The sequence below is a fragment of the Labilithrix luteola genome, assembly GCF_001263205.1.
In the GTDB taxonomy this organism is placed as follows: Bacteria; Myxococcota_A; Polyangia; order Polyangiales; family Polyangiaceae; genus Labilithrix; species Labilithrix luteola.
Genome location: NZ_CP012333.1, coordinates 6,593,714 through 6,613,948, shown reverse-complemented (window position 1 = coordinate 6,613,948; position 20,235 = coordinate 6,593,714). Strand labels below are relative to the sequence as shown.

The 20,235-nt window shown below is 66.4% G+C and carries 19 protein-coding genes; 11 read left to right on the top strand and 8 right to left on the bottom strand.

The window, feature by feature from the left end:
* Positions 1-28: 28 nt before the first annotated feature.
* The 5 genes from AKJ09_RS28725 to glpK all read right to left on the bottom strand — a co-directional run bounded on the left by AKJ09_RS28725 (position 29) and on the right by glpK (position 5,538).
* The gene (locus tag AKJ09_RS28725) at positions 29-979 is read right to left on the bottom strand and encodes a BMP family lipoprotein (RefSeq protein WP_240488614.1); all 951 of its coding nucleotides are present in this window, start codon (positions 977-979) and stop codon (positions 29-31) included.
* Positions 980-1,059: 80 nt separating this feature from the next.
* Positions 1,060-2,097 (bottom strand): cation diffusion facilitator family transporter, encoded by a 1,038-nt coding sequence (locus tag AKJ09_RS28720; protein WP_146651061.1) that lies wholly within the window; start codon positions 2,095-2,097, stop codon positions 1,060-1,062.
* Positions 2,094-2,900: a hypothetical protein gene (locus tag AKJ09_RS28715; RefSeq protein ID WP_146651060.1), complete on the bottom strand. Its 807-nt coding sequence runs from the start codon at positions 2,898-2,900 to the stop codon at positions 2,094-2,096. Before AKJ09_RS28715 ends, AKJ09_RS28720 begins: the two co-directional genes overlap by 4 nt.
* Positions 2,901-2,909: 9 nt before the next feature.
* Positions 2,910-3,737, bottom strand: coding sequence for a UPF0158 family protein (locus tag AKJ09_RS28710; RefSeq protein ID WP_146651059.1), 828 nt, complete (start codon positions 3,735-3,737; stop codon positions 2,910-2,912).
* A 310-nt stretch (positions 3,738-4,047) separates the two neighbouring features.
* Entirely contained in the window at positions 4,048-5,538 is a 1,491-nt protein-coding gene (gene glpK / locus AKJ09_RS28705; protein ID WP_146651058.1) for a glycerol kinase GlpK, read from the bottom strand.
* Between the two features lie 282 nt (positions 5,539-5,820).
* Here glpK and AKJ09_RS28700 point away from each other — a divergent pair, with 282 nt between their 5' ends.
* The 5 genes from AKJ09_RS28700 (at position 5,821) to AKJ09_RS28680 (ending at position 11,321) form a co-directional block, all read left to right on the top strand.
* Positions 5,821-6,663: a hypothetical protein gene (locus tag AKJ09_RS28700; protein ID WP_146651057.1), complete on the top strand. Its 843-nt coding sequence runs from the start codon at positions 5,821-5,823 to the stop codon at positions 6,661-6,663.
* A gap of 71 nt (positions 6,664-6,734) precedes the next feature.
* Entirely contained in the window at positions 6,735-7,601 is an 867-nt protein-coding gene (locus AKJ09_RS28695; protein WP_240488613.1) for an SDR family oxidoreductase, read from the top strand.
* Positions 7,602-7,642: 41 nt separating this feature from the next.
* Positions 7,643-8,428 carry a hypothetical protein gene (locus AKJ09_RS28690; RefSeq protein ID WP_146651056.1) on the top strand — a complete coding sequence of 262 codons (786 nt, stop codon included), beginning with the start codon at positions 7,643-7,645 and terminating at the stop codon, positions 8,426-8,428.
* 191 nt (positions 8,429-8,619) lie between these two features.
* Positions 8,620-9,384: a hypothetical protein gene (locus tag AKJ09_RS28685; RefSeq protein ID WP_146651055.1), complete on the top strand. Its 765-nt coding sequence runs from the start codon at positions 8,620-8,622 to the stop codon at positions 9,382-9,384.
* Between the two features lie 185 nt (positions 9,385-9,569).
* Positions 9,570-11,321, top strand: coding sequence for a S8 family peptidase (locus AKJ09_RS28680; RefSeq protein ID WP_146651054.1), 1,752 nt, complete (start codon positions 9,570-9,572; stop codon positions 11,319-11,321).
* Positions 11,322-11,337: 16 nt separating this feature from the next.
* On the opposite strand, the gene AKJ09_RS28675 is transcribed toward AKJ09_RS28680, so the two are convergent.
* The gene (locus tag AKJ09_RS28675) at positions 11,338-13,035 is read right to left on the bottom strand and encodes a hypothetical protein (RefSeq protein WP_146651053.1); all 1,698 of its coding nucleotides are present in this window, start codon (positions 13,033-13,035) and stop codon (positions 11,338-11,340) included.
* 82 nt (positions 13,036-13,117) lie between these two features.
* On the opposite strand from AKJ09_RS28675, the gene AKJ09_RS28670 reads away from it, so the two are divergent.
* The 6 genes from AKJ09_RS28670 to AKJ09_RS28645 all read left to right on the top strand — a co-directional run bounded on the left by AKJ09_RS28670 (position 13,118) and on the right by AKJ09_RS28645 (position 18,070).
* Positions 13,118-13,645, top strand: a complete 528-nt coding sequence (locus tag AKJ09_RS28670) for a nuclear transport factor 2 family protein (protein ID WP_205633825.1) — start codon at positions 13,118-13,120, stop codon at positions 13,643-13,645.
* Positions 13,646-13,731: 86 nt separating this feature from the next.
* Positions 13,732-14,424 carry a response regulator transcription factor gene (locus AKJ09_RS28665; protein WP_146651052.1) on the top strand — a complete coding sequence of 231 codons (693 nt, stop codon included), beginning with the start codon at positions 13,732-13,734 and terminating at the stop codon, positions 14,422-14,424.
* 9 nt (positions 14,425-14,433) lie between these two features.
* Positions 14,434-15,888 (top strand): sensor histidine kinase, encoded by a 1,455-nt coding sequence (locus AKJ09_RS28660; RefSeq protein WP_146651051.1) that lies wholly within the window; start codon positions 14,434-14,436, stop codon positions 15,886-15,888.
* Between the two features lie 90 nt (positions 15,889-15,978).
* Entirely contained in the window at positions 15,979-16,605 is a 627-nt protein-coding gene (locus AKJ09_RS28655) for a hypothetical protein (RefSeq protein ID WP_146651050.1), read from the top strand.
* Positions 16,602-16,868, top strand: a complete 267-nt coding sequence (locus AKJ09_RS28650) for a hypothetical protein (RefSeq protein WP_146651049.1) — start codon at positions 16,602-16,604, stop codon at positions 16,866-16,868. The genes AKJ09_RS28655 and AKJ09_RS28650 overlap by 4 nt, the downstream gene beginning before the upstream one ends.
* Before the next feature lie 2 nt (positions 16,869-16,870).
* Positions 16,871-18,070 carry a metallophosphoesterase gene (locus AKJ09_RS28645; protein WP_240488969.1) on the top strand — a complete coding sequence of 400 codons (1,200 nt, stop codon included), beginning with the start codon at positions 16,871-16,873 and terminating at the stop codon, positions 18,068-18,070.
* On the opposite strand, the gene AKJ09_RS28640 is transcribed toward AKJ09_RS28645, so the two are convergent.
* Positions 18,048-18,410, bottom strand: a complete 363-nt coding sequence (locus AKJ09_RS28640; protein ID WP_146651047.1) for a DUF779 domain-containing protein — start codon at positions 18,408-18,410, stop codon at positions 18,048-18,050. The two genes, AKJ09_RS28645 and AKJ09_RS28640, sit on opposite strands and share 23 nt — an antisense overlap.
* A 54-nt stretch (positions 18,411-18,464) precedes the next feature.
* Complete coding sequence (exaC, locus tag AKJ09_RS28635) at positions 18,465-19,985, bottom strand: acetaldehyde dehydrogenase ExaC (RefSeq protein WP_146651046.1); 1,521 nt, start codon at positions 19,983-19,985, stop codon at positions 18,465-18,467.
* Positions 19,986-20,235 lie beyond the last annotated feature (250 nt).

The following is a 20,235-nucleotide window of genomic DNA, read 5'->3' as shown; positions in this document are numbered from 1 at the left end:
CGACCCGCCGTTCGCCGAGCGCCGGTCGTCAGTGATTCGGGACGGAGATCCGCCCCTCGACCACATCCGTGCGCAGCGCCTCGACCTTGCGTTTGACGTCGTCAGGGATGCCGGCGGCGTGAGGGCCTTCGTGCACGAAGTCCACGCCGTCCTCGCGCAAGCCGAAGACGTTCATGCCGCCGTGGAACTTGCCCTCGACCACCGCACGAACGATGTCTTCGACGGCGACGTCGGCGCGCTTCACCATGCTGGTCACCACGGTCCCCGGCATCTCGTCGTATTGATCGGCGTCAACACCGATCGCGCGAACGTGTGCAGCCTTCGCCGCTTCGAACACGCCGTGTCCGGTTGCACCGGACGCGTGGTAGATGACGTCGCTTCCGGCGGCGATCTCCGCATTGGTGAGGGCCTCCCCCTTCGCCGGGTCGCGGAAGGCGTCGGGCGTCGTTCCCGCGTACGAAGAGTGCACGACGCACTTGGGACACGCCGCCTTCACGCCGGCCGCGTAGCCCACTTCGAACTTGCGGATGAGCGGACCGCTCATCCCGCCGACGAACCCCACGTGCCCGGTCTTCGACATGTGGCCCGCGACGGCCCCCACCAAAAACGAGCCTTCTTCCTCGCGAAACGCGAGGGCTGCGACGTTGTCGGGGATTCCGCGCGGCGACGGCGCGTAGTCCACGCCCGCGAACCGCGTGTTCGGATACGCGCGCGCGACCTCGTCGATGTCGCTCGAGAAGATGAAGCCCACGCCAATGACGAGATCGAAGCCGAGCGCGGCGAAGCGACGAAGCGCGGCTTCTCGATCTTCGGTGCGGGCCGGCTCGAGGTAGCTTGCCTCCACGCCGAGGTTCTTCTCGGCGCGCGTGAGACCGATGTACGCCGCGTCGTTGAAGCTCTTGTCTCCGCGACCACCGACGTCGAACACGAGGCCGATGCGAATGCGCGACGAACCCGGCGCCGCGGACAGCGACGGCACGGGTTCGGTCTTCGTTCTTGCTGGCAGGAACGTCGCCAGCACCGCGCACAGGGCAAGTGCCCCTGCACGCGCGAACGCGTTCACTCCGCCTCGGCGGCAGGCGGCTTCGAAGCGAGGGCGGCCGCGCCGTGAGGTCCGTAGCTCGCATCCGTGAGTGCGCGCTTCTGCTCCCACGCGGTGCGGGCGCGCACGAGGCCACGACCGTCACCGTGGGCGTCGACCTCGATGAAAATCTTCCGCATGAGCGGGAGCTCCGCGCGGATCCGTCGTTCGATCTCGTTGATCGTCTCTTCGATCGTCTTCGCCGTCATCGTCTCCTTGAAGGCCACCTTCATGGCGAGAATGACGACGTCCGGGCCGACGTGGAACGTGAGAATCTGCGTGACGCGATCGACGCCCTCGACGCCCTCGGTGAGGTGGAGCGCCTGCCCCTGCTCTTCCGGATCGGCGCTGGCGCCGATGAGCAGCGCGTGGGTGTTCTTGGCGAGCATGATCGCGACCGCGCAGAGCAACACGCCGATGAGCACGCTGCCGAGCGGATCCCAGAAGTGCTGGCCGGTGAGGTCGCTCGTCAGAACGGCCAGAAACGCGATGCAGAGGCCGATGAGCGCGGTGGTGTCTTCGGCGAGAACGAGCGGAATCGTGGGATCGCGCGCTTCGCGCACCGCGACGATCCACGGGCGGCCCTTGGCGAGGACCTTGAACTCCTTGAAGGCGACACGGAAGCTCATCGCCTCGAAGATGATCGACACGCCGAGAACCGCGTAGCTCCAGAACCGCGAGCCGACCTCGTGCGCAGGGTGGAAGATATGCGAAGCGCCGTCGTAGACCGCGAACGCACCACCGACCGAGAAGAGCATCAGCGCGACGACGAACGGCCAGAAATACTTCTCGCCCGAACGACCGAATGGAAAGCGATCGTCGGGCGGGGAGGCCGCGAGACGCATACCGATCAGCAGAAGGCCCTGATTGCCGGTGTCCGCGAGGGAGTGCACCGCCTCGGCGAGCGTGGCTGTGGAGCGCGAGAGATAAGCCGCGCCGAACTTGCACGCCGCGATGGCGACGTTGCCGAGGAGGGCGGCGATGACGACCTTTTTACTATCCGCGTGACCACTCATCGTTCGGGGGCGCGCTCGGGGGGAAGGGTCGAGTGTGGCTGCATCGGCTCGAGCTCGGTGGTGCCGACAGGATTGACGACAGCGACGTTGACCCGTGAACGTGCGCTTTGCAAGAACTCGAGCTCGGCGGAGCGAAGTCGTTCGGTGACGACCCAGCGCCGAAGTCTTGGACGGACGTCCTCGAATTTCATTCCACGGTACGGATGCAGCGCGCCACGAAATGCCTCGCGTAGCGACTCCTCGGTCACTGCGAAGATCGGAGTGATCGCCTTGTCGACGTACCAGGAGGCTCGAACTTTCTCGCGAAGGAAGGTCATGAGCTCCTCCTCCTCGATGCCCTCTTTCTTCATGAGCGCTTCCAGGGGCGCGGAGCCCCCGACCCGATCGGCGAGGTCGGCGCGCGCTTCGAGGGCGAGGCGAGGCAGATCGAGCGGCTCCGTCCCGCGCTGGAAAAGAAGGCTGGCGAGCATCGCGCGTGCGACCATGCGGTCCGTTGCCACGCGCGTGTAGCGGTCGGGGTACTCGCCTTCCGGCAGCGTGACGCCCTCCATCATCGTCTCGATGCGCGTGAAGAAGGCGAGCTGCCGATCGGTGATGAACCGAGGGCGCGCCATCCCGCCGGTCTCGGGCGTGACGAAACGGACGGCAACCCGATCGGGAACGACCGCTTTGGCGTTTTTCGGCGCGCCCCGCCCATCGGCCGTCGGGGCATCGGCGAACGCGTCGAGCGACGCGCTCGTCGTCGCGACCGCCAAGGCGATCGCGACGCGTGCCCTCACGGCCCACGTGACGAGGCGTGCCACGGCGGCCGCCTAAGAGGAGCCGTTGCCGTTGTCGCCCGTGAGCGACGGTACCGTCAGCGAATCATCCGCGCGGGGCGAGCGCTGCGAGGCGACCGACGAGTCGCGCTCTTCGCGCATGTGCTCGTGGTGATGGGCGAAGCCGCGCGCGGCGCGACGTGCCTTGAGGAACTCTGCGAACGACACGAGCAAATCGAGCTCGCGCGGTCCGAGCGCATCACCGAGCTCCTTGAGGTGCTGGCGAAGGGCTTCGGCGTTGCGCTGGCGGCGACCGCTCTGGGACTTCGGCGGCTCGCTCTCTCCGGCGAGCGCAGGCGTGCTGAGCGGCGTCGACGGAAGAAGACTGTCGGGCGCGGGCTCCTCGGTGGACGGCGGCCCCTCGCTCCAGGCGGGACGCGGCACGGCCTTGATGGCGTGCGCGCTGAGCCACGCTTCCATGAAGGTCCGGAGGCGCTCGCTGCGGAACGCGAACCATCGCTCGCGATCGGCGCTGTAGGACATCAGCACGTCTTTGAAGCGACGAAACGCTCCCTTGCCGTCGATGGCCTGGGCGAGCTTGCCGCGAAGATCGTGATCGTCGACGAGCGGGATGAAGCGCTCCATCCAGCGGTACTGTTCGCGCGAAGAAACCGGATCGATGCGGAGGTAGTTCGGATCCCCGCTGATCCTCGCGTGCATCTGGGGGTCGGCGACGCCGTCGACCACGCGAAGCACCTCACCCGTGGTCAGGTGCAAGTAGCTATGCACCTCGGGTGCATTGTTCTCGAAGGCATCCTCGAGGGCTTCCCAGTCCACGGGCACGTCGCGAACAGGCGCCGTCGGATGACGGTCCTCAGTCATTGTGAATCTCCCTTCGAAGGCAAGCGGCTTTCATACGGAACCCGCGGGCCGGGGCTGACGGCTTCGGCGGGCTAGTGGACTCGACGGTTGAAGCTAGCGGAGCAGCCAAGAACATACTGCTCCGAAACTCTAGGGTCGCACGGCGCGCGGCCCGGCGGAAGGGATCTGATGGCCCGAGAAGTGACCTGCGTGAGCTGAAAGCGCACGAGCCGCCGACGCGGTGTCGGGTTGAGTAGGAGCGTCGCAGCGAAAGGGGCGGAAAGCAGCGCCCGCCCATGCGCCTCAGCTCGGTCGTTCGGGTCCGCCCGGGTTAGCGGGAAGCGGTTCGGGTACGGCGGATCGCGTCACGCCAGCGCGCGAGGTGGCTTGCCCGCTCGGGCTCCGCCATCACCGGCGCAAAACTGCGGTCCAGTTTGATCATCTTCGCCGCCGCGCCGAAATCCGCGAGGCCGAGCCCGACGCCGGCAAGCATGGCCGCGCCGCGCCCGGTGGATTCCACCTCCACGGGACGGACGACCTCCGCCCGCGCCACGTCGGCTTGGAATTGGACGAGGAGATCGTTCTTCGCCGCGCCGCCGTCGACCTTGAGCGTGTTCATGCCTCGGCCGGCGTCCTTCGTCATGGCCTCGAGCAGGTCCCAGACTTCGAACGCGATGCCCTCGAGGGTCGCGCGCGCGAGGTGAGCGGCCGTGGTTCCTCGGGTGATGCCCGTGATGGTCCCGCGCGCGTCCTGATCCCAGTACGGAGCGCCGAGGCCCGCGAGGGCCGGGACGAACGAAACTCCGTCGCTCGACGGAACCTTCTTCGCGAGCTCTTCGATCTCGGCGGCGGTGCGGATGATGCCGAGGCCGTCACGCAGCCACTGCACGGCCGCGCCGGCGATGAACGCGCTTCCCTCGAGCGCATACGTCGTCTTGCCGTCGATTTGCCAAGCGACGGTGGTGACGAGGCCGTGCTTGCTCAGCGTGGGGTTGCTGCCGATGTTCATGAGCGCGAAGGCGCCGGTGCCGTACGTGCATTTGGCATCGCCCTCGGCAAAACACGCCTGACCGAAGAGCGCCGCCTGCTGATCGCCCGCGATGCCCGCGATGGGAATGCCATCCGGCAAGAAGCCGGCGTTCTTCGTCACCCCGATGTGCCCTGCGCTCGGCACGATCGAAGGCAGCACGCTGCGCGGAACGCGGAAGAGCGAGAGCATCTCGTCGTCCCACGTGAGCTTGGCGAGGTCCATGAGGAGCGTGCGCGACGCGTTCGTCACGTCGGTAGCATGCACCGCCCCGCCCGTCAGGCGATGGACGAGGAACGTGTCGATGGTACCGAACGCGAGCTCGCCCTTGTCCGCGCGCGCTCGCGCTCCGTCGACGTTGTCGAGGATCCAGGCGACCTTCGTTCCCGAGAAGTACGCGTCGATGACGAGCCCCGTCTTCGTGCGGACCTTGGGCTCGGCGCCGCTCGTTTTCAGCTTGTCGCAGATATCGGCCGTCCGGCGGCACTGCCAGACAATCGCGTTGAAGATTGGGTGGCCGGTCGCGCGGTCCCAGACGAGCGTGGTCTCACGCTGGTTCGTGATGCCGATACCGGCGATCTCCGAGGCTTGAATCTGCGCTTGGGCAAGCGCACCGCCGACCGCCGCGCCGACGCTGTCCCAGATCTCGTCGGGCTTGTGCTCCACCCAACCGGGCTTCGGAAAATACTGCGGGAACTCGACCGTCTTCTTGCCGATGGTCGTGCCGTCGAGCGTCACGATGAGCGCGGTGGTACCGGTCGTTCCTTGGTCGATCGCGAGCAGGTGCTTGCCCATGGCCGGCCAGGGTACCGAGAAGCTTAGGTCCGCTCCGAAGAATCGGACGCGCGGCCCCCCCTTGACCGTTCCGTCGTCACGGCGTGGGCGCTTCGAACCTCACGACACGCCTTTACGGCGCTCATCACCTCTCGCGGGCACTCGAAGCTCTCGGCATCGTTGCTCTTCGCTCCGTGCACGCCCGGATCGGGACGGGCGGAAGCAGTGTTTCCGTAATGATTTCAATGTGACGAATCTGCCCCGAGCCTTGCTCGGGTGAGGGAGACTGCTACACCGCTCGACATGAGAACACACCTTGGTTTGAGCCTCGTGACCGCCCTCCTTCTCGCGGCGTGCGCCGCGCCGGCAGATGGCACCGAGGACGCGACCGAATCCGGGGAGGATGCACTCAGCGCTTCGAAGTTCGCAGGCGCGTACACGTCGTACGGCGCGGAGTGGAAAGACGGTCTGGTCTTCTCGCTCGTCCTCCGCACGGACAAGACCTTCGCGATGACCGTCCGCGGCCAGTACGGCTGCGGGCATTACGGTGGCTACGTGTGCCCCGAGACGTGGTCGGACGGTCGCACGGGATGGACGGACGTAGGCGGCTCGTGGAAGGTCTCGGGCACGAAGCTCTCGCTTCAGCCGACCGGCGACGGCGCCAAGGCCGATCCGCTTGCGATGACGATCGGCCTGAACGGCGACAAAGCCGAGGTCGACGGCACCATCAAGCCGAATCGGAACATCCACGCCACGATGGACGTCGATGCCCTCTTCAGCGCGAAGCACTCGGTGAAAGACGCCGATCTCGACGGCACGTGGAAGGTGTCCACGCCCGACGGCAGCAGCAGCCAGCCGATGCTCAGCGGCAGCATGATGAGCGTGACCGGCGACCAAGTTCACACCATCACGTTCGACAAGGCGAAGAAGTCGTGGACGGAGTCACGTAGCGGCGATCCCAAGCCTCGGAAGCCTCTGGTCACGGCCTACACGGTCGCGGGCAACGGCGCGGGCACGGGCGCCGGCGTGATCTTCCTCGACAACGGCAGGGGTTCGTTCGACACCGTCAAGATCGAGAGCGCCGCGGACGACAAGCTCACGCTCGTCGTCGCAGGCGACCGCAAGATCATCCTCGACCGCCAGTAAGCCTCGCTGGAAACAGCTCGGCGCCGTTTCCCGTTCTCAAGAACGACGCCGAGCGTCATGATTCGCGCGCCATGACGAGCATGCTCGGAAAGACGGTCCTCATCACCGGCGCGAACCAGGGGATCGGCAAAGCCTCCGCGGCGGCGCTGGGCGCGCTAGGCGCCAAACTCGTTCTCGTTTGCCGCAACGAGGCCAAGGCACGCGCGGCGATCGCCGACATCGAGCGAGCCGGGGCGAAGAACGTCGACTTGATCGTGGCGGACGTCGGCTCGCAAGCGGAGGTGCGGCGCATCGCGAGAGAGTTCAAGTCGAAGTACGACCGCCTGGACGTGCTGCTCAACAACGCAGGCGTACTCGTCACCGAACGACGCACCACGGTCGATGGCATCGAAGAGACCCTCGCGATCAACCACCTTGCCTACTTCTTGCTGACGAACGAGCTGCTCGACATGCTCGAACGAAGCGGCCCCTCACGCGTGGTCAACGTCGCCAGCGAAGCGCATCGCGGCGTGCGCAAGGTGAACTTCGACGATCTCCAGTTCGAGCGCGGATACCGCTCGTTCGCGGCGTACAGCCAATCGAAGCTGTGCAACATCCTCTTCACCCGCGAGCTCGCGCGTCGCGTCGATTCCAAGAAGATCACGGTGAACAGCGTGCACCCCGGCGCCATCGCGTCGGGCTTCGGCCATACGTACGGCGGCTTCACCAGCGTGGTGATGAAACTGGCGCGCCCCTTCCTCAAGACACCTGAGAAGGGCGCGAAGACCCAGATCTACCTCTGCTCCTCGCCCGAGGTGACCGGCGTGACGGGTCAGTACTTCGCCGACTGCCGAGAGAAGAAGCCGAGTCGTGGCGCACGAGGTGACGACGACGCGCGCACCCTCTGGGCTCGAAGCGAAGAGCTCACGAAGGTGAGCGCGAAGGTCGACGCGGCATGAAGCCGTGCTAGACCACGCCCCGCTCATCGCGTGGAGTGGTCATGATCGGACGATTGGGACGAGACGTCCTTGGCTTTCGTGTTCTCCAGTCACTCGAATCCCTGCTGATCCTCGGGCTGGTCGCAGGCGTCAGCGTCGTGGCGTGCAGCTCGTCGCCGAACGCCACGACCGACGCCAACGGCGCTTCGAGTGACACGACCGAGACCGGCGCGGAGGAGCCCGCCGACCAGGTCGATGCGCCCGAAGACGGCGGCGCCGATGCCGCGGCCGATGCCGGCGTCGTGATCACGGGCAAGTGCGCCAACACGTTCGGCGACAAGCTCACCGATGCGTTCGGGCGCATCGACGGCATCGTCTACTCGGTCCAGAAGCCGTCCGACAAGACGTGCGTGATGCCGAACAACGACCACGTGATCCTGCAAGTTCTCATGAACGGCGCAGTGTACCGACTGGTCATCAACGTCCAGAGCGACCGGCCCGATCAAGACGTGCGCGTGCGATACGGGACCATGACGCACGCGCTGCCGGCCCCCGCCTTCGCCGAAGGCTGGCACACCGACGCGCCGCTCGACTACGTCACCTCGCTCGACGCCCACACGACGGCGGCGTTCCAGCCCTACGCGCTCGGCGACCTCGTTTCGAAGCTCGCCGACGCCATCCACCCCGGCCAGCAGGTCTCCGTGTACGGAACGAGCGCCAACGGCCGGCACGAGAGCGCGCATCTCATCCATCGCAACAAGACCAACATGGATGGGGCGATCGTTCTCGAGCCGACCTCTGCATCGCCCACGTTCCACCTCTTCCACTTCGCCACCCAGACGTTCTGACCGTCATCCTTCGCGACGTGCCCCGCACGTGACGGCGAACGGTCGAAGGGGCCCGTCGAACGGTCGAGAGCCCGTCGCCGGCGGAGGAATCGTCCGAAGCGCTCGTGCGTCGAAGAGGTATGGACCATTCCACGCCGCGTGGCCTCCCACGACACGCCCGTGCGCCGACCACGACGGCACGCGGGCGCGTCATGGTGGCAGCCTCACTCGCCTGCGCGTCTGTCGCCTATGCGGGCTTCTATCCGACGTTCGACGGCGGCGAGCTTCGCCTGCTCCTCGGCATCTCGACCGCGCTCCTCGCGCCCGTTGTGATTCACGTCGCGATGAATAGCCCACGGAGGAAGTTCGCGGTCATCCGCACGCTCACGCTGGCGACCGCGCTCGGCGCGGCGAGTACACTCGTCCCCGCGACGATCTTGCTCTCGAATTCGCACGGCGGAGAAGTGCTCGGAGTCGTCTGCACCCTCGGCGTGCTCGCCGGTCTCCCGACAGGCTTCGCCTACGCCATTCCCCTCGCCTTCCTCGTGTACCTCACCTATCCGCTCGTCCAGGCGAAGACGTACGACGCGGCCGACCGCGTGACGATGCGCGCGGGAACGTGGACGGCCGCCGGCGGCGCCTTCGCGCTTGTCGTCTCCACGTGGCTCATGAAATCCATGACCGAGCGCTCGCACGACGTGCTGCCACCGTGGGTGGCGCTAGCGACGGTCGCAGCCGGGGTCGTCGCGACCGTCGTCGGCGACGTGCGGCTTCGTCGACGGGCCGCGTGGGTAGCGCGCGTTCGTCAGGGCCTCGAGCCCGAATACCGCTCCCGCCCGGTCGAAGCACGCGATCCGGTGGACCAACTCCCGTGCCTGTCGGCGGGAGCAACCGTGATCGAGTGGCGCCCCGGAAGCGGCGATGGTGCCTATCGGTCGGCCGCGGTCGGAACCGCACTCGCGGTGATCGAGGACTGACGAACGCTCGTGCTGCAGACGAAGAACGTGCAAATCCGCAGGAGATCCCGCGGATGAGGTGGGGTTCGACGCTCGAGGCGATATCCGACAAGGTGAGACAAGCGGACGCCTGACCCTGTCGAATCGACGCGAACGTGCTTACCTGTGGAAGAACCTTTGGCCTTGCTGCGTCGTACGAGGAGTCAATGAAGAAGCGCACTGCCGTGTTCGCCGCCTCGTGTGCCCTCGGGCTTTCGGTAGGCCTTCCTGCCTACGCCGAGCCCTTGTCGTCCTCCACTGGCGCGCCGACCTCGGAAGCAACGGTCGCCTCGGTCGGAGACATCCTCCCCGGCGAGATCGTCGTCGACGTGAAAGACGGCCTGTCCGACGCGGAGATCGCGAGCATCGGCAACGAGGTCGGCATCGCGCTCCGTGACAACAGCCCCGGCATCAAGGACGACGCGAACCTCGCCGTCGCCGAGGTCGAGCCGTCGCGCCTCGAGAAGATCATGGCGCTTCTCAGGCGTGACCCGCGCGTCGAGTCCGTGGAGCCCGCCTACGTCGCGAGGGCGCTCTTCACGCCGAACGATCCGAAGTTCGCCGAGCAGTGGCACATGAAGCGAGCCGGCGCCGAACGCGCCTGGGAGTTCGCGTGCGGTGAAGGCGTCACCGTCGCCGTCGTCGACACGGGCATTGCCTGTTACGACGAAGGCGGATTCATGAAGGGGACCGACCTCGCGGGAACCACCTGCGTGTCCGGTTACAACTTCGTCGGCAAGAACGACATCGCGGCCGACGACCAGGGCCACGGCACGCACGTCGCCGGAACCATCGCCCAGACGACGAACAACGGCGTCGGCGTCGCGGGCCTCGCGCACTGCGCGAAGCTGATGCCCGTGAAGGTCCTGTCGAAACAGGGCTGGGGCACCATGGCGGACGTCGCCGAAGGCATTCGATGGGCAGCCGATCACGGCGCGCAGGTCATCAACCTGTCGCTCGGCGCTCCGATGAAGAGCAAGGTCGTCGAGAACGCCGTCAAACACGCCTACGACAAGGGCGTCGTGGTCGTCGCGGCGGCCGGCAACTCGGGTCGCTCGGTCGGCTATCCGGCGGCGTATGCCGAGGCCATTGCCGTCAGCGCGACGGACAAGAACGACAACATCGCGTGGTTCTCCTCGCGCGGTCCGCAGGTGGCGATTGGCGCTCCGGGCGTCGGCGTCACGCAGCAGACCATCTGCGACGCGGGGAAGAACAAGTGCGAGCAGTGGGGTGTCTTCAACGGCACCAGCATGGCCTCGCCACACGTGGCGGGTGCCGCTGCGCTTCTCGTCGGTCAGGGCATCACCAACCCCGACGCCGTGCGCGCCGTCCTGCAATCGACGGCGAGCCCGAAGGAAGACAAGAACCTCTTCGGCGCCGGCATCCTCGAGGCCGGCAAGGCCGTCGTCCACACGCACTTCGCGCACATCGTCGTGCGGCTTGCCGTTCTGCTCGGTCTCGCGCTGCTGGTCACGCGCCAGATCAAGAAGAAGGGCGGATCGGTCGAACGCGGCGCCGGGAAGTGGGTCGGCGCGCTCTTCGCGGGCGTTGGTCTCCTGCCCTTCCTGCCGCTACTCGGCATCCCTGCCCGCGCGGGTCACCTGCGCTGGATCACCGAGCTGCTCATGAGGCCGCTCGGCGAGTGGGATCTCCTGCTTTCGCCCGGCCTCCACAAGTGGCTGCCGCTTGCCAGCGCAGCTCCGGCGTTCGCGCTCACGGCGCTGTTCTTCAACAGCAAACACCTGCGCCCGTTCGTCGGTGGCGTTGCCTTGGGCAGCGCAGCGCTCGCCATCCAGCTCGGCTTCAGCGGAGAGTCGTTCTACGCGCTCGGACCGTTCATGCTTCGCATCTGGTGCGCCGTAAACGCGCTCCTTTGCTTCTGGGTCGCGCGCATGACGCTCGACACCAAGCGAGCCTGAACGCGTCGAAGGTAGCTCAGCGCGGGAAGGTAGCGCCCGCGCTGAGGCCTGGCGAGCAGCCGGGCTTGCCGGCGCTCGTGGTGGCGCCGGAGTAAGGCCGGAACGGCGACACGCGTGAGAACGACGCGCGCGTCTCGAGCGGCGCGTTGTAGGCATCGAGGACTTCGGCCGACATCTGCGCGTCCGAGAAGCCGTCCCAGTTCGTGCACCACACGGCGTCGGCCGCCGCGACCGAGCGCGCGTAGCTGCTGGCCGCGTTGCCAAGATCGTAGAGCTTCGACCAATCGGCCTCCGACATGCTCGCGTTCTTCGCCACGCGCGTTGCGAACTTCGACTCGTCGCCCTGGCGCGTCACATACACCACGTGCTCGCAGCCGAGGTTCTTGAGCACGAGGACGGGCGCGAGATCGCTCCATCCACCTGCCGAGTAGCGTCCATCCGAAAGCGCGACGAAGCGCGAGAGGCCAGGCTCGGCGGGCGACGCGGAGAGAATCTCACGCCACGTGGCGTTGCCGAGCGAGGTGAACTTCTGGGTCTTGAGATCGCTCGCCTCGCTGGCTTTGCTCTCGAGCTTCGAGAGGTCCGACTCGTTTCCCCAGTAGCCGAAGCGAACGTCGGAGAACGACGGGTCGAACGGAATGCTGCCGGAGGGAAACTCACCGGCCACGTAGCGCGCGCGAGCCGCCTCGTATTGCGCCGCGGCGTCGCCTTCGAGCACGGCGGTCGACACGAGCTTGCGAAGCGGAGACTTGGGATCGCCGACGCGTTCGTCGATGCGCGAGGCGTACGCGCCCTGCGAATTGCGAACGTTCGAACGGAACGCGGTGACGAGCTTCTCGAAGCGAGAACCACAGGTCTCGCCGCCCGACAGCTCGATCTTCGCTGTGTCGTCCCAGGACTTGTCGCGAGCCTCCGTCGCGCAGGCGTCGAGCCACGACGCCATGCCCGCATTGTCCGTCGGTCCGTAGCCCGCGTAGAAGTCGCCGACACGGCCGAAGAGCGTCGCGAGCTCCGGCCATGCGAGCACGCCGGTCCGGAAGAAGAGGCGGTTGTCGTCGACCGAGAACGCACCGAGCTGGGTAATGGCCGTCTTCAGCTCGCCGACGTTGAACGCGAGGTGCGGGATGTCTTCGAGCATCGCGAGGGCTTCGGGGTTCACCACCGCACGAACCTCGGGGATGCTCAGCACCTCTTTCAGGCGGGCAGCCGCCGTCCCGACGTCGCTGAGCGCGAGGCCCGAAATGCCCTTCGCTTCGTACTCGGCCTTGAGCTTCATCACGGTGCTCACGAGGCCCTTGATGGAGTCCGCCTCTTCCGAATCGCCGACCGTGTTCGCATAGCCCTGCACGCTCTTCAGCGCGAGGGCCACGCGCGCGGCCTCGTCAGCAGGCGAACACTTCGACGTGCCGCAGCGGTGCACGACTGGATTCTTCAAGATGCTCTCGTACGCGAACGTCGTGATGCTCGCCGAGCTGCCACCCGCCATGCCTTCGACGACGCCGTAGTGCTCGACGATCCGAGAGAGAGAGGCGAAGTGCGTGAGGATCGACTCGCCGTTTCCGCGAACGGCCGCACAGAGTGCCGGCGTCGCCGAAGCCGCGATGGCCGCTCCCTCGCCCGACTCGGCCCCTTCTTCCGACGCGGCGCTACACGCGGTCAGAGCGACGGTCGCGAGGGCCAACACCGAGCCAGCGAAGCGAATCGAGGAGCGCATGGTCGTGAGCTCAAGCACGTCACATGCCACCAAAACCCACACTGTGATGAAATATAATTAACAATACTCTCGAACACTTCCAATGACCGGGGTTCCTTCGTTCCGCTTCGCGATCACCTCTCTGCGGACCAAGGCCGGATCAGCGATGCACCATCTCTGCGGCACGGTGAAGCGGGGCTCCTTGTCGAATTGCGGACCTCCCTCACCCGGCGTTACGCCCGTTGGGCTTCTCACCAAGGAGATCCCCATGACCATCCAAGACCTCGCAAAGAAGTTCACCGACCTTTGCCGCGCCGGAAAGTTCGAGGAGGCGGGCGCCAAGTTCTGGTCCGACGACATCGTCAGCGCCGAGCCGATGACCGGCGACATGGCGCTCCTCAAGGGTCGCAAGGCCGTCGAGGGCAAGGGCAAGTGGTGGGCGGAGAATCACACGGTCCACAGCTGCAAAGTGGAAGGGCCGTACGTCAACGGTGACCAGTTCATCTTGCGCTTCGAGATGGACTTCACCCCCAAAGGCAAGCAGCGCATGACGATGGCCGAGTTCGGCCTGTACACCGTGAAGAACGGCAAGATCAGCGAGGAGCGCTTCTATTCCAACGGAGGTGCCTGACCGATCACCGATCGTCCGGCAGCAAAGCAAAGCCGAACGCGGAGTACCGAAAGGCTCCGCGCTCGGCGCTGCGGTAGAGTGGTGACGTGGCGAGAGTCCTGGTCATCGAAGACGACGGTGCGTTGGTCGAGGTTCTGGCGCTCGCCTTCGGAGATGCCGGTCACGAAGTCAAAACGGCGATCGACGGAACGACCGGCATCGACACCATTCGTTCGTGGTCGCCCGACGCCGTCGTGTGTGACGTCAACATGCCGGGCATCGACGGGTTCTCGCTCTGCAAGCGCCTGAGAGATGCCGGCAACACGGTGCCGCTGGTGCTCCTCACGTCGCGTGACAACGAGATCGACGAATCGCTAGGCCTCGAGCTGGGGGCCGACGATTACGTCGCGAAGCCGTTCAGCACGCGCATCTTGCTGGCGCGCGTGGCCGCCCTGCTTCGGCGTGATGCGCTGAGAAGGAAGAACGCCGAGCCGGAGAAGACGGTGGTCGCAGGCGCCCTCGCGCTCGACACCGAGCGGCTCGAAGCCCGGTTCCACGACACGCTTCTCACGCTCACGCTCACCGAATTCCGCATGCTCGAAGCCTTCGCGCGACGGCCAGGAATCGTTTTGTCGCGTGCGCGGTTGCTCGACATCGTGAGGGGTGACGATTCGGTCGTGGCGGAGCGCATCGTCGACACGTACGTACGGCGATTGCGCCGAAAGCTCGAAGAGGTCGAGTCGACAGCAGACCCGATCGAAACGGTGGTCGGTGCCGGCTATCGATACAAGACCCACTGACGGTCGACCATGGCGATGAAGACCTCGCTCAGGCTTCGCATCGTCGTCACGATTCTGTTCGTCGCGATTGCGCCGCTCACCGTCGTGTTCGCGTGGAGCCTGGTCGACCGCAACGTCCCCGGTCGAAAGTGGACCAACGTGCGCGATGCGCTCGACGAAGCCGCGGCGCTCGTCACGACGGACCGCAGCGAGGAAAGCGTCCGAGCGGAGAACGCGCGCATCGCCGAACGGCATCACGTCCGTCTGCGAATCTTCCGCGGCGGGGAGACTCCGTTCGCAGACACCGACGCCGACGCGCCCGTCGATACCATCCATCGCATCGAGCAGTTCTTCCTCGGTGCGATCCCGACCGAGACCATCGAGCAGATCGACGAAGGTCTCGGTCCACTCGAGACGCGCCCCGAGGTCGTCGCCGCAGCACGCGGCGCTCCCGTCATCGGCTGCGACTTCCGAGCGACGCTCTACTGCCAGGGCGTTCGCGTGGCCACCGAGGCGAGCGGCACGCGGGTCATCATCGTGGCGCAAGCGAGCTCGCACCGCGCGATAGCGACGGTCTACCTGCTCCGCTGGCAGCTTCTCCGGATCGGACTCTTGACCCTGCCCGTCGCCATCCTCCTCGCATGGTACGCGACGCAGCTCATCGTTCGGCCGCTCGAACGGCTTCGTGCGCAGGCGCTCGACCACGCCGCCCAAGCCCGACGCGGGCCGGAGCTGCAGCACGAAGACCGTGACGAGGTCGGCGATCTCGCCGCCGCCTTCAACACCCTCCTCGCCGCGCTCGACACGAAGCGCGAAGACAACGAGCGGTTCGCCGCCGATCTCGCGCACGAGCTGAAGAATCCGGTGGCCGCCATCCGCGCATGCGCCGAGCAGCTCGGCGACGGACGCAGCGCCGATCCCGAGCGCGCCGCGAAGCTCGCACGGGTCCTCGGTGACAGCGCGAGCAAGCTCGATCGGGTCGTCACCCACTTCCTCGAGCTCGCACGTGCCGAGGCGGGCATGCCCAACGAAGAGCGCTCCCCCGTGGATCTCGCAGCGCTTGCCGAGGGAATCACGTCGGTCCTCGAGGAAGACGCGCGGTGCGAACACCTCACGCTCGAATGCGCCGTATCCAACACACAAGCCGCCGTGGTCCACGGCGCTCCTCATCGACTCGAGGCCCTCGTGCGGGAGCTCGTCGAGAACGCCGTCTCCTTCGCGGGTGAAGGCGGGCGCGTCCACGTCTCCGTGGTTTCGACGGGTGGGTGGGTGCGGCTCGCCGTGGAAGATTCGGGCCCAGGGATCCGCCCCGAAGATCTGCCTCGCGTCTTCGAGCGCTTCTTCACCACACGAGGTCGAACGCGCGGCACGGGGCTTGGGTTGGCCCTCGTGAAGGCCGTCGCCGAAGCTCACGGCGGAACGGTCGCCGTGAAGTCCGAGCTCGGCGAAGGCGCCACGTTCTCCGTGGAATTTCCGAGCGTCTAGCCCGCGTTCACACGGCGTTCATACCGGTCGCGACGACGATTCACACGTCGTTCGCGCGGGGTCCGCGACGAGGTCCCAACGTCTCTCGTCATGGACACTGCACGCTCGATCTTCGATCTCCTCGGTCCCCAGGGTAACGTCCCCAGCCTCGGTCGTGCCGAGCGCTTGCTCCTCGCGTCGATTGCGATGCTCGGCGCGTTGGCATGCGCGGCCGGCTGGGGCGCGCTCGTGGGCGTCGCAAGTGGGCACGCAGCAACCGATGCCGTTCTCGCGCCCGTCCTGCTTCTCGCCTCGGGACTCACCGCGCTACCCCTCACCCTCTTCGTCGCGCGCGTGTTCGGACGCGGTCTCCGCATCTCCGACCTGCTCTTGGCCTACGGAACAGGCGCTTTCGCCGGCGGCGCAGCGCTCTTGCTCGTGGCCCCGCTCGTCTCGCTCTACCAGCATTCGAGCACGCTCGTCGGCGGCAACATCGGCTCGGCGTCGGCGCTGTTCGGCGTGCTCTTCGGCGGCTTCGTCTTCGTTCGAACGTTGGGCAAGCTCGCGGATACGCCCGAGGCGCGACGCAGCCTGATCGCGCCGACGCTGCTGTTGCTCGTCCTCCAGGCGCTCGGCATCGCGCAGCTCGCGTCGGTGATGCCGCCGCTCTTCGAGCACCGCACCACGATCGGCCATGGCGTGGATGCCCTCGGCTCAACCTCACCGGAGGCGCCGTGACGAATTTACGACGGCTCGCCGCGCTGCTTGCGGCGTGCGCCGTCGGCCTGTTCGGGCCTGACCTCCACGCGGCCGGTTCGAACGGCGTCGATGAGCACACCAGGCGCATCGCCGCGCGAACGGCCGTCGGCCTCGCAGCGCTCTCGGCGCTCGGCCTCGTGCTCGTCGTCGGCAGGCTCCGCATGCAGGCCGCCGTCGAGTCGGCCGATCGGGAGCTCGAACGCGACTTCGAAACGCGTCTTCACGAGAGAGACAAGCCGTGACGATGGACGTCGGCGTCCCCATCGATCTGCACCAGAGTGCGCTGATCGCAGCGGCTTCGGTGGTTGTCTCGGCCGTGAGCTTCGCGACGATCCTGCGCGACGCATGGAGAGTCGTCCCCGTGCGCATCGTCGCGGCGTGCGTGGCGGCCTACCTGGTCGCCGTCCACGCCCGGTGGGCGTGGGGAATGTATCTCGAGAGCTGGCCGATCGCTCACGAGGCGAGCATCTGGGCGGTCGTCGGCCTTCTTCCCATCACGCTCGTCGCGTGGTCCCTTCCCGTGGCGGGCCTCGTGTGGCAGCTCCTTCGGCCGAGGCCGCATCGCGTCGTCGCGGCGGCAACCGACGACGCCCGACCGCTCGTCACACGCCGGCAGGTTGCCAAGGCGGCCGCGTCCACGGTCCCGCTCGTCGCCCTCGGAACGGCAGGACGCGGGTACTCGAGCGGCCTTCGATTGCCCGAGGTCCGACCGATTCCGCTCGCTTTCCCCGGGCTTCATTCCGATCTCCACGGCCTCACGATCTTGCACCTCAGCGATCTGCACCTCGGCTTCGTGAGGCAGACGCGCCATCTCGAGGCCACGCTCGAGCGCCTCACCGTACGGCCCGACCTCGTGGTTCTCACCGGTGACGTTGCCGACGATCTGAATCAGCTCGAACGCGCGCTTCGTGCAGTGAAGGCGCTGAGTCCTCGCCTCGGCGTCTTTTCCTCCCTCGGCAATCACGAATACTTGCACGATGCACCGTTCGCGCGAGCCGCTCACCGGCGCGCGGGAGTGCCGCTGCTCGTCGGTGACGGTGCCTCCATCGCCGTCGGGAAGACCACACTCCACGTGGGCGGCGCGGACGATCCCGTCGAGCTGCACGGCGACATCGGCGCGTTCATGCATCGTACCGTGGCCGCGGCGATGCGTGGTGCGCCGAAGGATGCATTCCGTCTTCTTCTCTCGCACCGCCCCGAAGGTTTCGTTCCAGGCGCACTCCACGGCGCCCATCTCACGCTGAGTGGACATACGCACGGCGGCCAGATCGGCTTCAACGGCAAGAGCGCCTTCGAGCCGATCTGGTCCGAGCGATACCTCTGGGGCTCGTTCCGTCGAGGCACATCACGCCTCTACACGACGAGCGGGTTCGGCCACTGGTTTCCGTTCCGCGTCGGATGCCCTGCCGAAGTTCCGCTCATCACGCTTGGCCCAGCTCGGTGAGCTCCTCGGAGGTGAGCACGCGCGAACGCACGATGAATCGCACGCCGCGCGGAGCCTCGAGCGAAAAGCCGCTTCCCCGACCGGGGACGACGTCGATCGTCAGGTGGGTGTGCTTCCAATACTCGAACTGGTCACCGCCCATGTAGAAGGGGCAACCGGCGATCTCGCCGAGCAGCACGTCGCGGTCACCGAGGCGAAACTCGTTCCGCGGAAAACACATGGGCGCGCTGCCGTCGCAGCAACCGCCAGACTGGTGGAAGAGAAGCTCACCGTTCTCACGAACGAGCTCCTCGATCACCGCACTGGCAGCTTCCGTGCATTGCACACGCGTCGCGCCCATGGAGTTCCTTTCGACGGAGCAGTATCTAGGTTCGAATCGAACGCGCGGCTCGAATCAGAAGAAGCCCATCGCCTTCGGGCTGTAGCTGACGAGGAGGTTCTTCGTCTGCTGGTAGTGAGAGAGCATCATCTTGTGGTTCTCGCGACCGATACCCGACTGCTTGTAGCCACCGAACGCCGCATGCGCGGGATAGAGGTGGTAGCAGTTCGTCCACACGCGACCCGCCTGGATGGCGCGGCCGGCGCGGTAGGCCAGGCTGCCGTCGCGCGTCCACACGCCGGCGCCGAGGCCGTAGAGCGTGTCGTTCGCGGTGTTGATCGCGTCGTCGAAGTCCTTGAACGAGGTGACGCTGACGACGGGGCCGAAGATCTCTTCCTGGAAGATGCGCATCTTGTTGTTGCCCTGGAAGATCGTCGGCTGGACGTAATAGCCGCCCGCCAGATCGCCCGAGAGCTCGGCACGTCCGCCACCGAGAAGGACCTTCGCGCCCTCCTTCTTGCCGATATCGACGTACGCGAGGATCTTCTCGAACTGATCGTTCGAAGCCTGCGCGCCGACCGTGGTCTTCGGGTCGAGCGGGTTGCCGTTCACGTGCTTCTTCGTGCGCTCGACGGCGCGCTCCAGGAACTGTCCGAGGATCTTCTCCTGGACGAGCGCACGCGACGGGCACGTGCAGACTTCACCTTGGTTGAGGGCGAACATCGCGAAGCCCTCCATCACCTTGTCGGCGAAGTCGTCGTTCGCCGCGAACACGTCCTCGAAGAAGACGTTCGGCGACTTGCCGCCGAGCTCGAGGGTCACGGGAATCAGGTTCTCCGAGGCGTACTGCATGATGAGGCGCCCGGTGGTCGTCTCGCCGGTGAACGCGATCTTCGCGATGCGCTTGTTCGACGCGAGGGGCTTGCCCGCCTCGACGCCGAAACCATTGACGACGTTGATCACGCCCTTCGGCAAGAGATCGCCGACGAGGTCCATGAGGAGCATGATCGACGCGGGCGTCTGCTCGGCCGGCTTGATGACCACGCAATTGCCCGCGGCGAGCGCCGGCGCGAGCTTCCATGCGGCCATGAGCAGCGGGAAGTTCCACGGGATGATCTGGCCGACGACGCCGAGCGGCTCGTTGTAGTGGTAGGCCACCGTGTCAGCATCGAGCTGCGAGAGCGAGCCCTCCTGCGCGCGGATGACACCGGCGAAATAGCGGAAGTGATCGATGGTCAGCGGGATGTCGGCAGCGAGCGTCTCGCGGACGGGCTTGCCGTTCTCCCAGGATTCGGCGACGGCGATCTTCTCGAGATTCTGCTCGATGCGGTCGGCGATCTTGTTGAGGATGATGGCGCGCTCCGTCGGCGACGTGCGGCCCCACGCCTGCTTCGCACCGTGCGCAGCGTCGAGCGCCGTCTCGATGTCTTCCGCGCTGGAGCGAGCAACCTCGCAGAAGGGCCTTCCGGTCACCGGCGTGATGTCTTCGAAGTACTGCCCCTTGGCAGGCTTCACCCATTCGCCGCCGATGAAGTTGTCGTAACGCGAGCGGAACTTCACGATCGAGCCGTCGCTGTTCGGGGGTGCGTAAGTCATCGCGCTCTCCTTCTGGGGGTTCGTTCGATTCGGACGTGGGATGTTCGGGCGTTCGTTTTGCACGGCGTTTGCCAGCGCACGCGTCATCGCCGAAGGCGCGGTTTTCCCGGCAGCCCGCCGACCTGCCCGTCGTCTCGATCGTCGCGATTGACCGCCCGACTGTATCGATTCGAGTCGCCATGATGCGCTGCGGCAGCGGCAGCGAAGCGCGCCCGTGAAGGACTTCCCATGAGCTCGGGAACAGAACGTG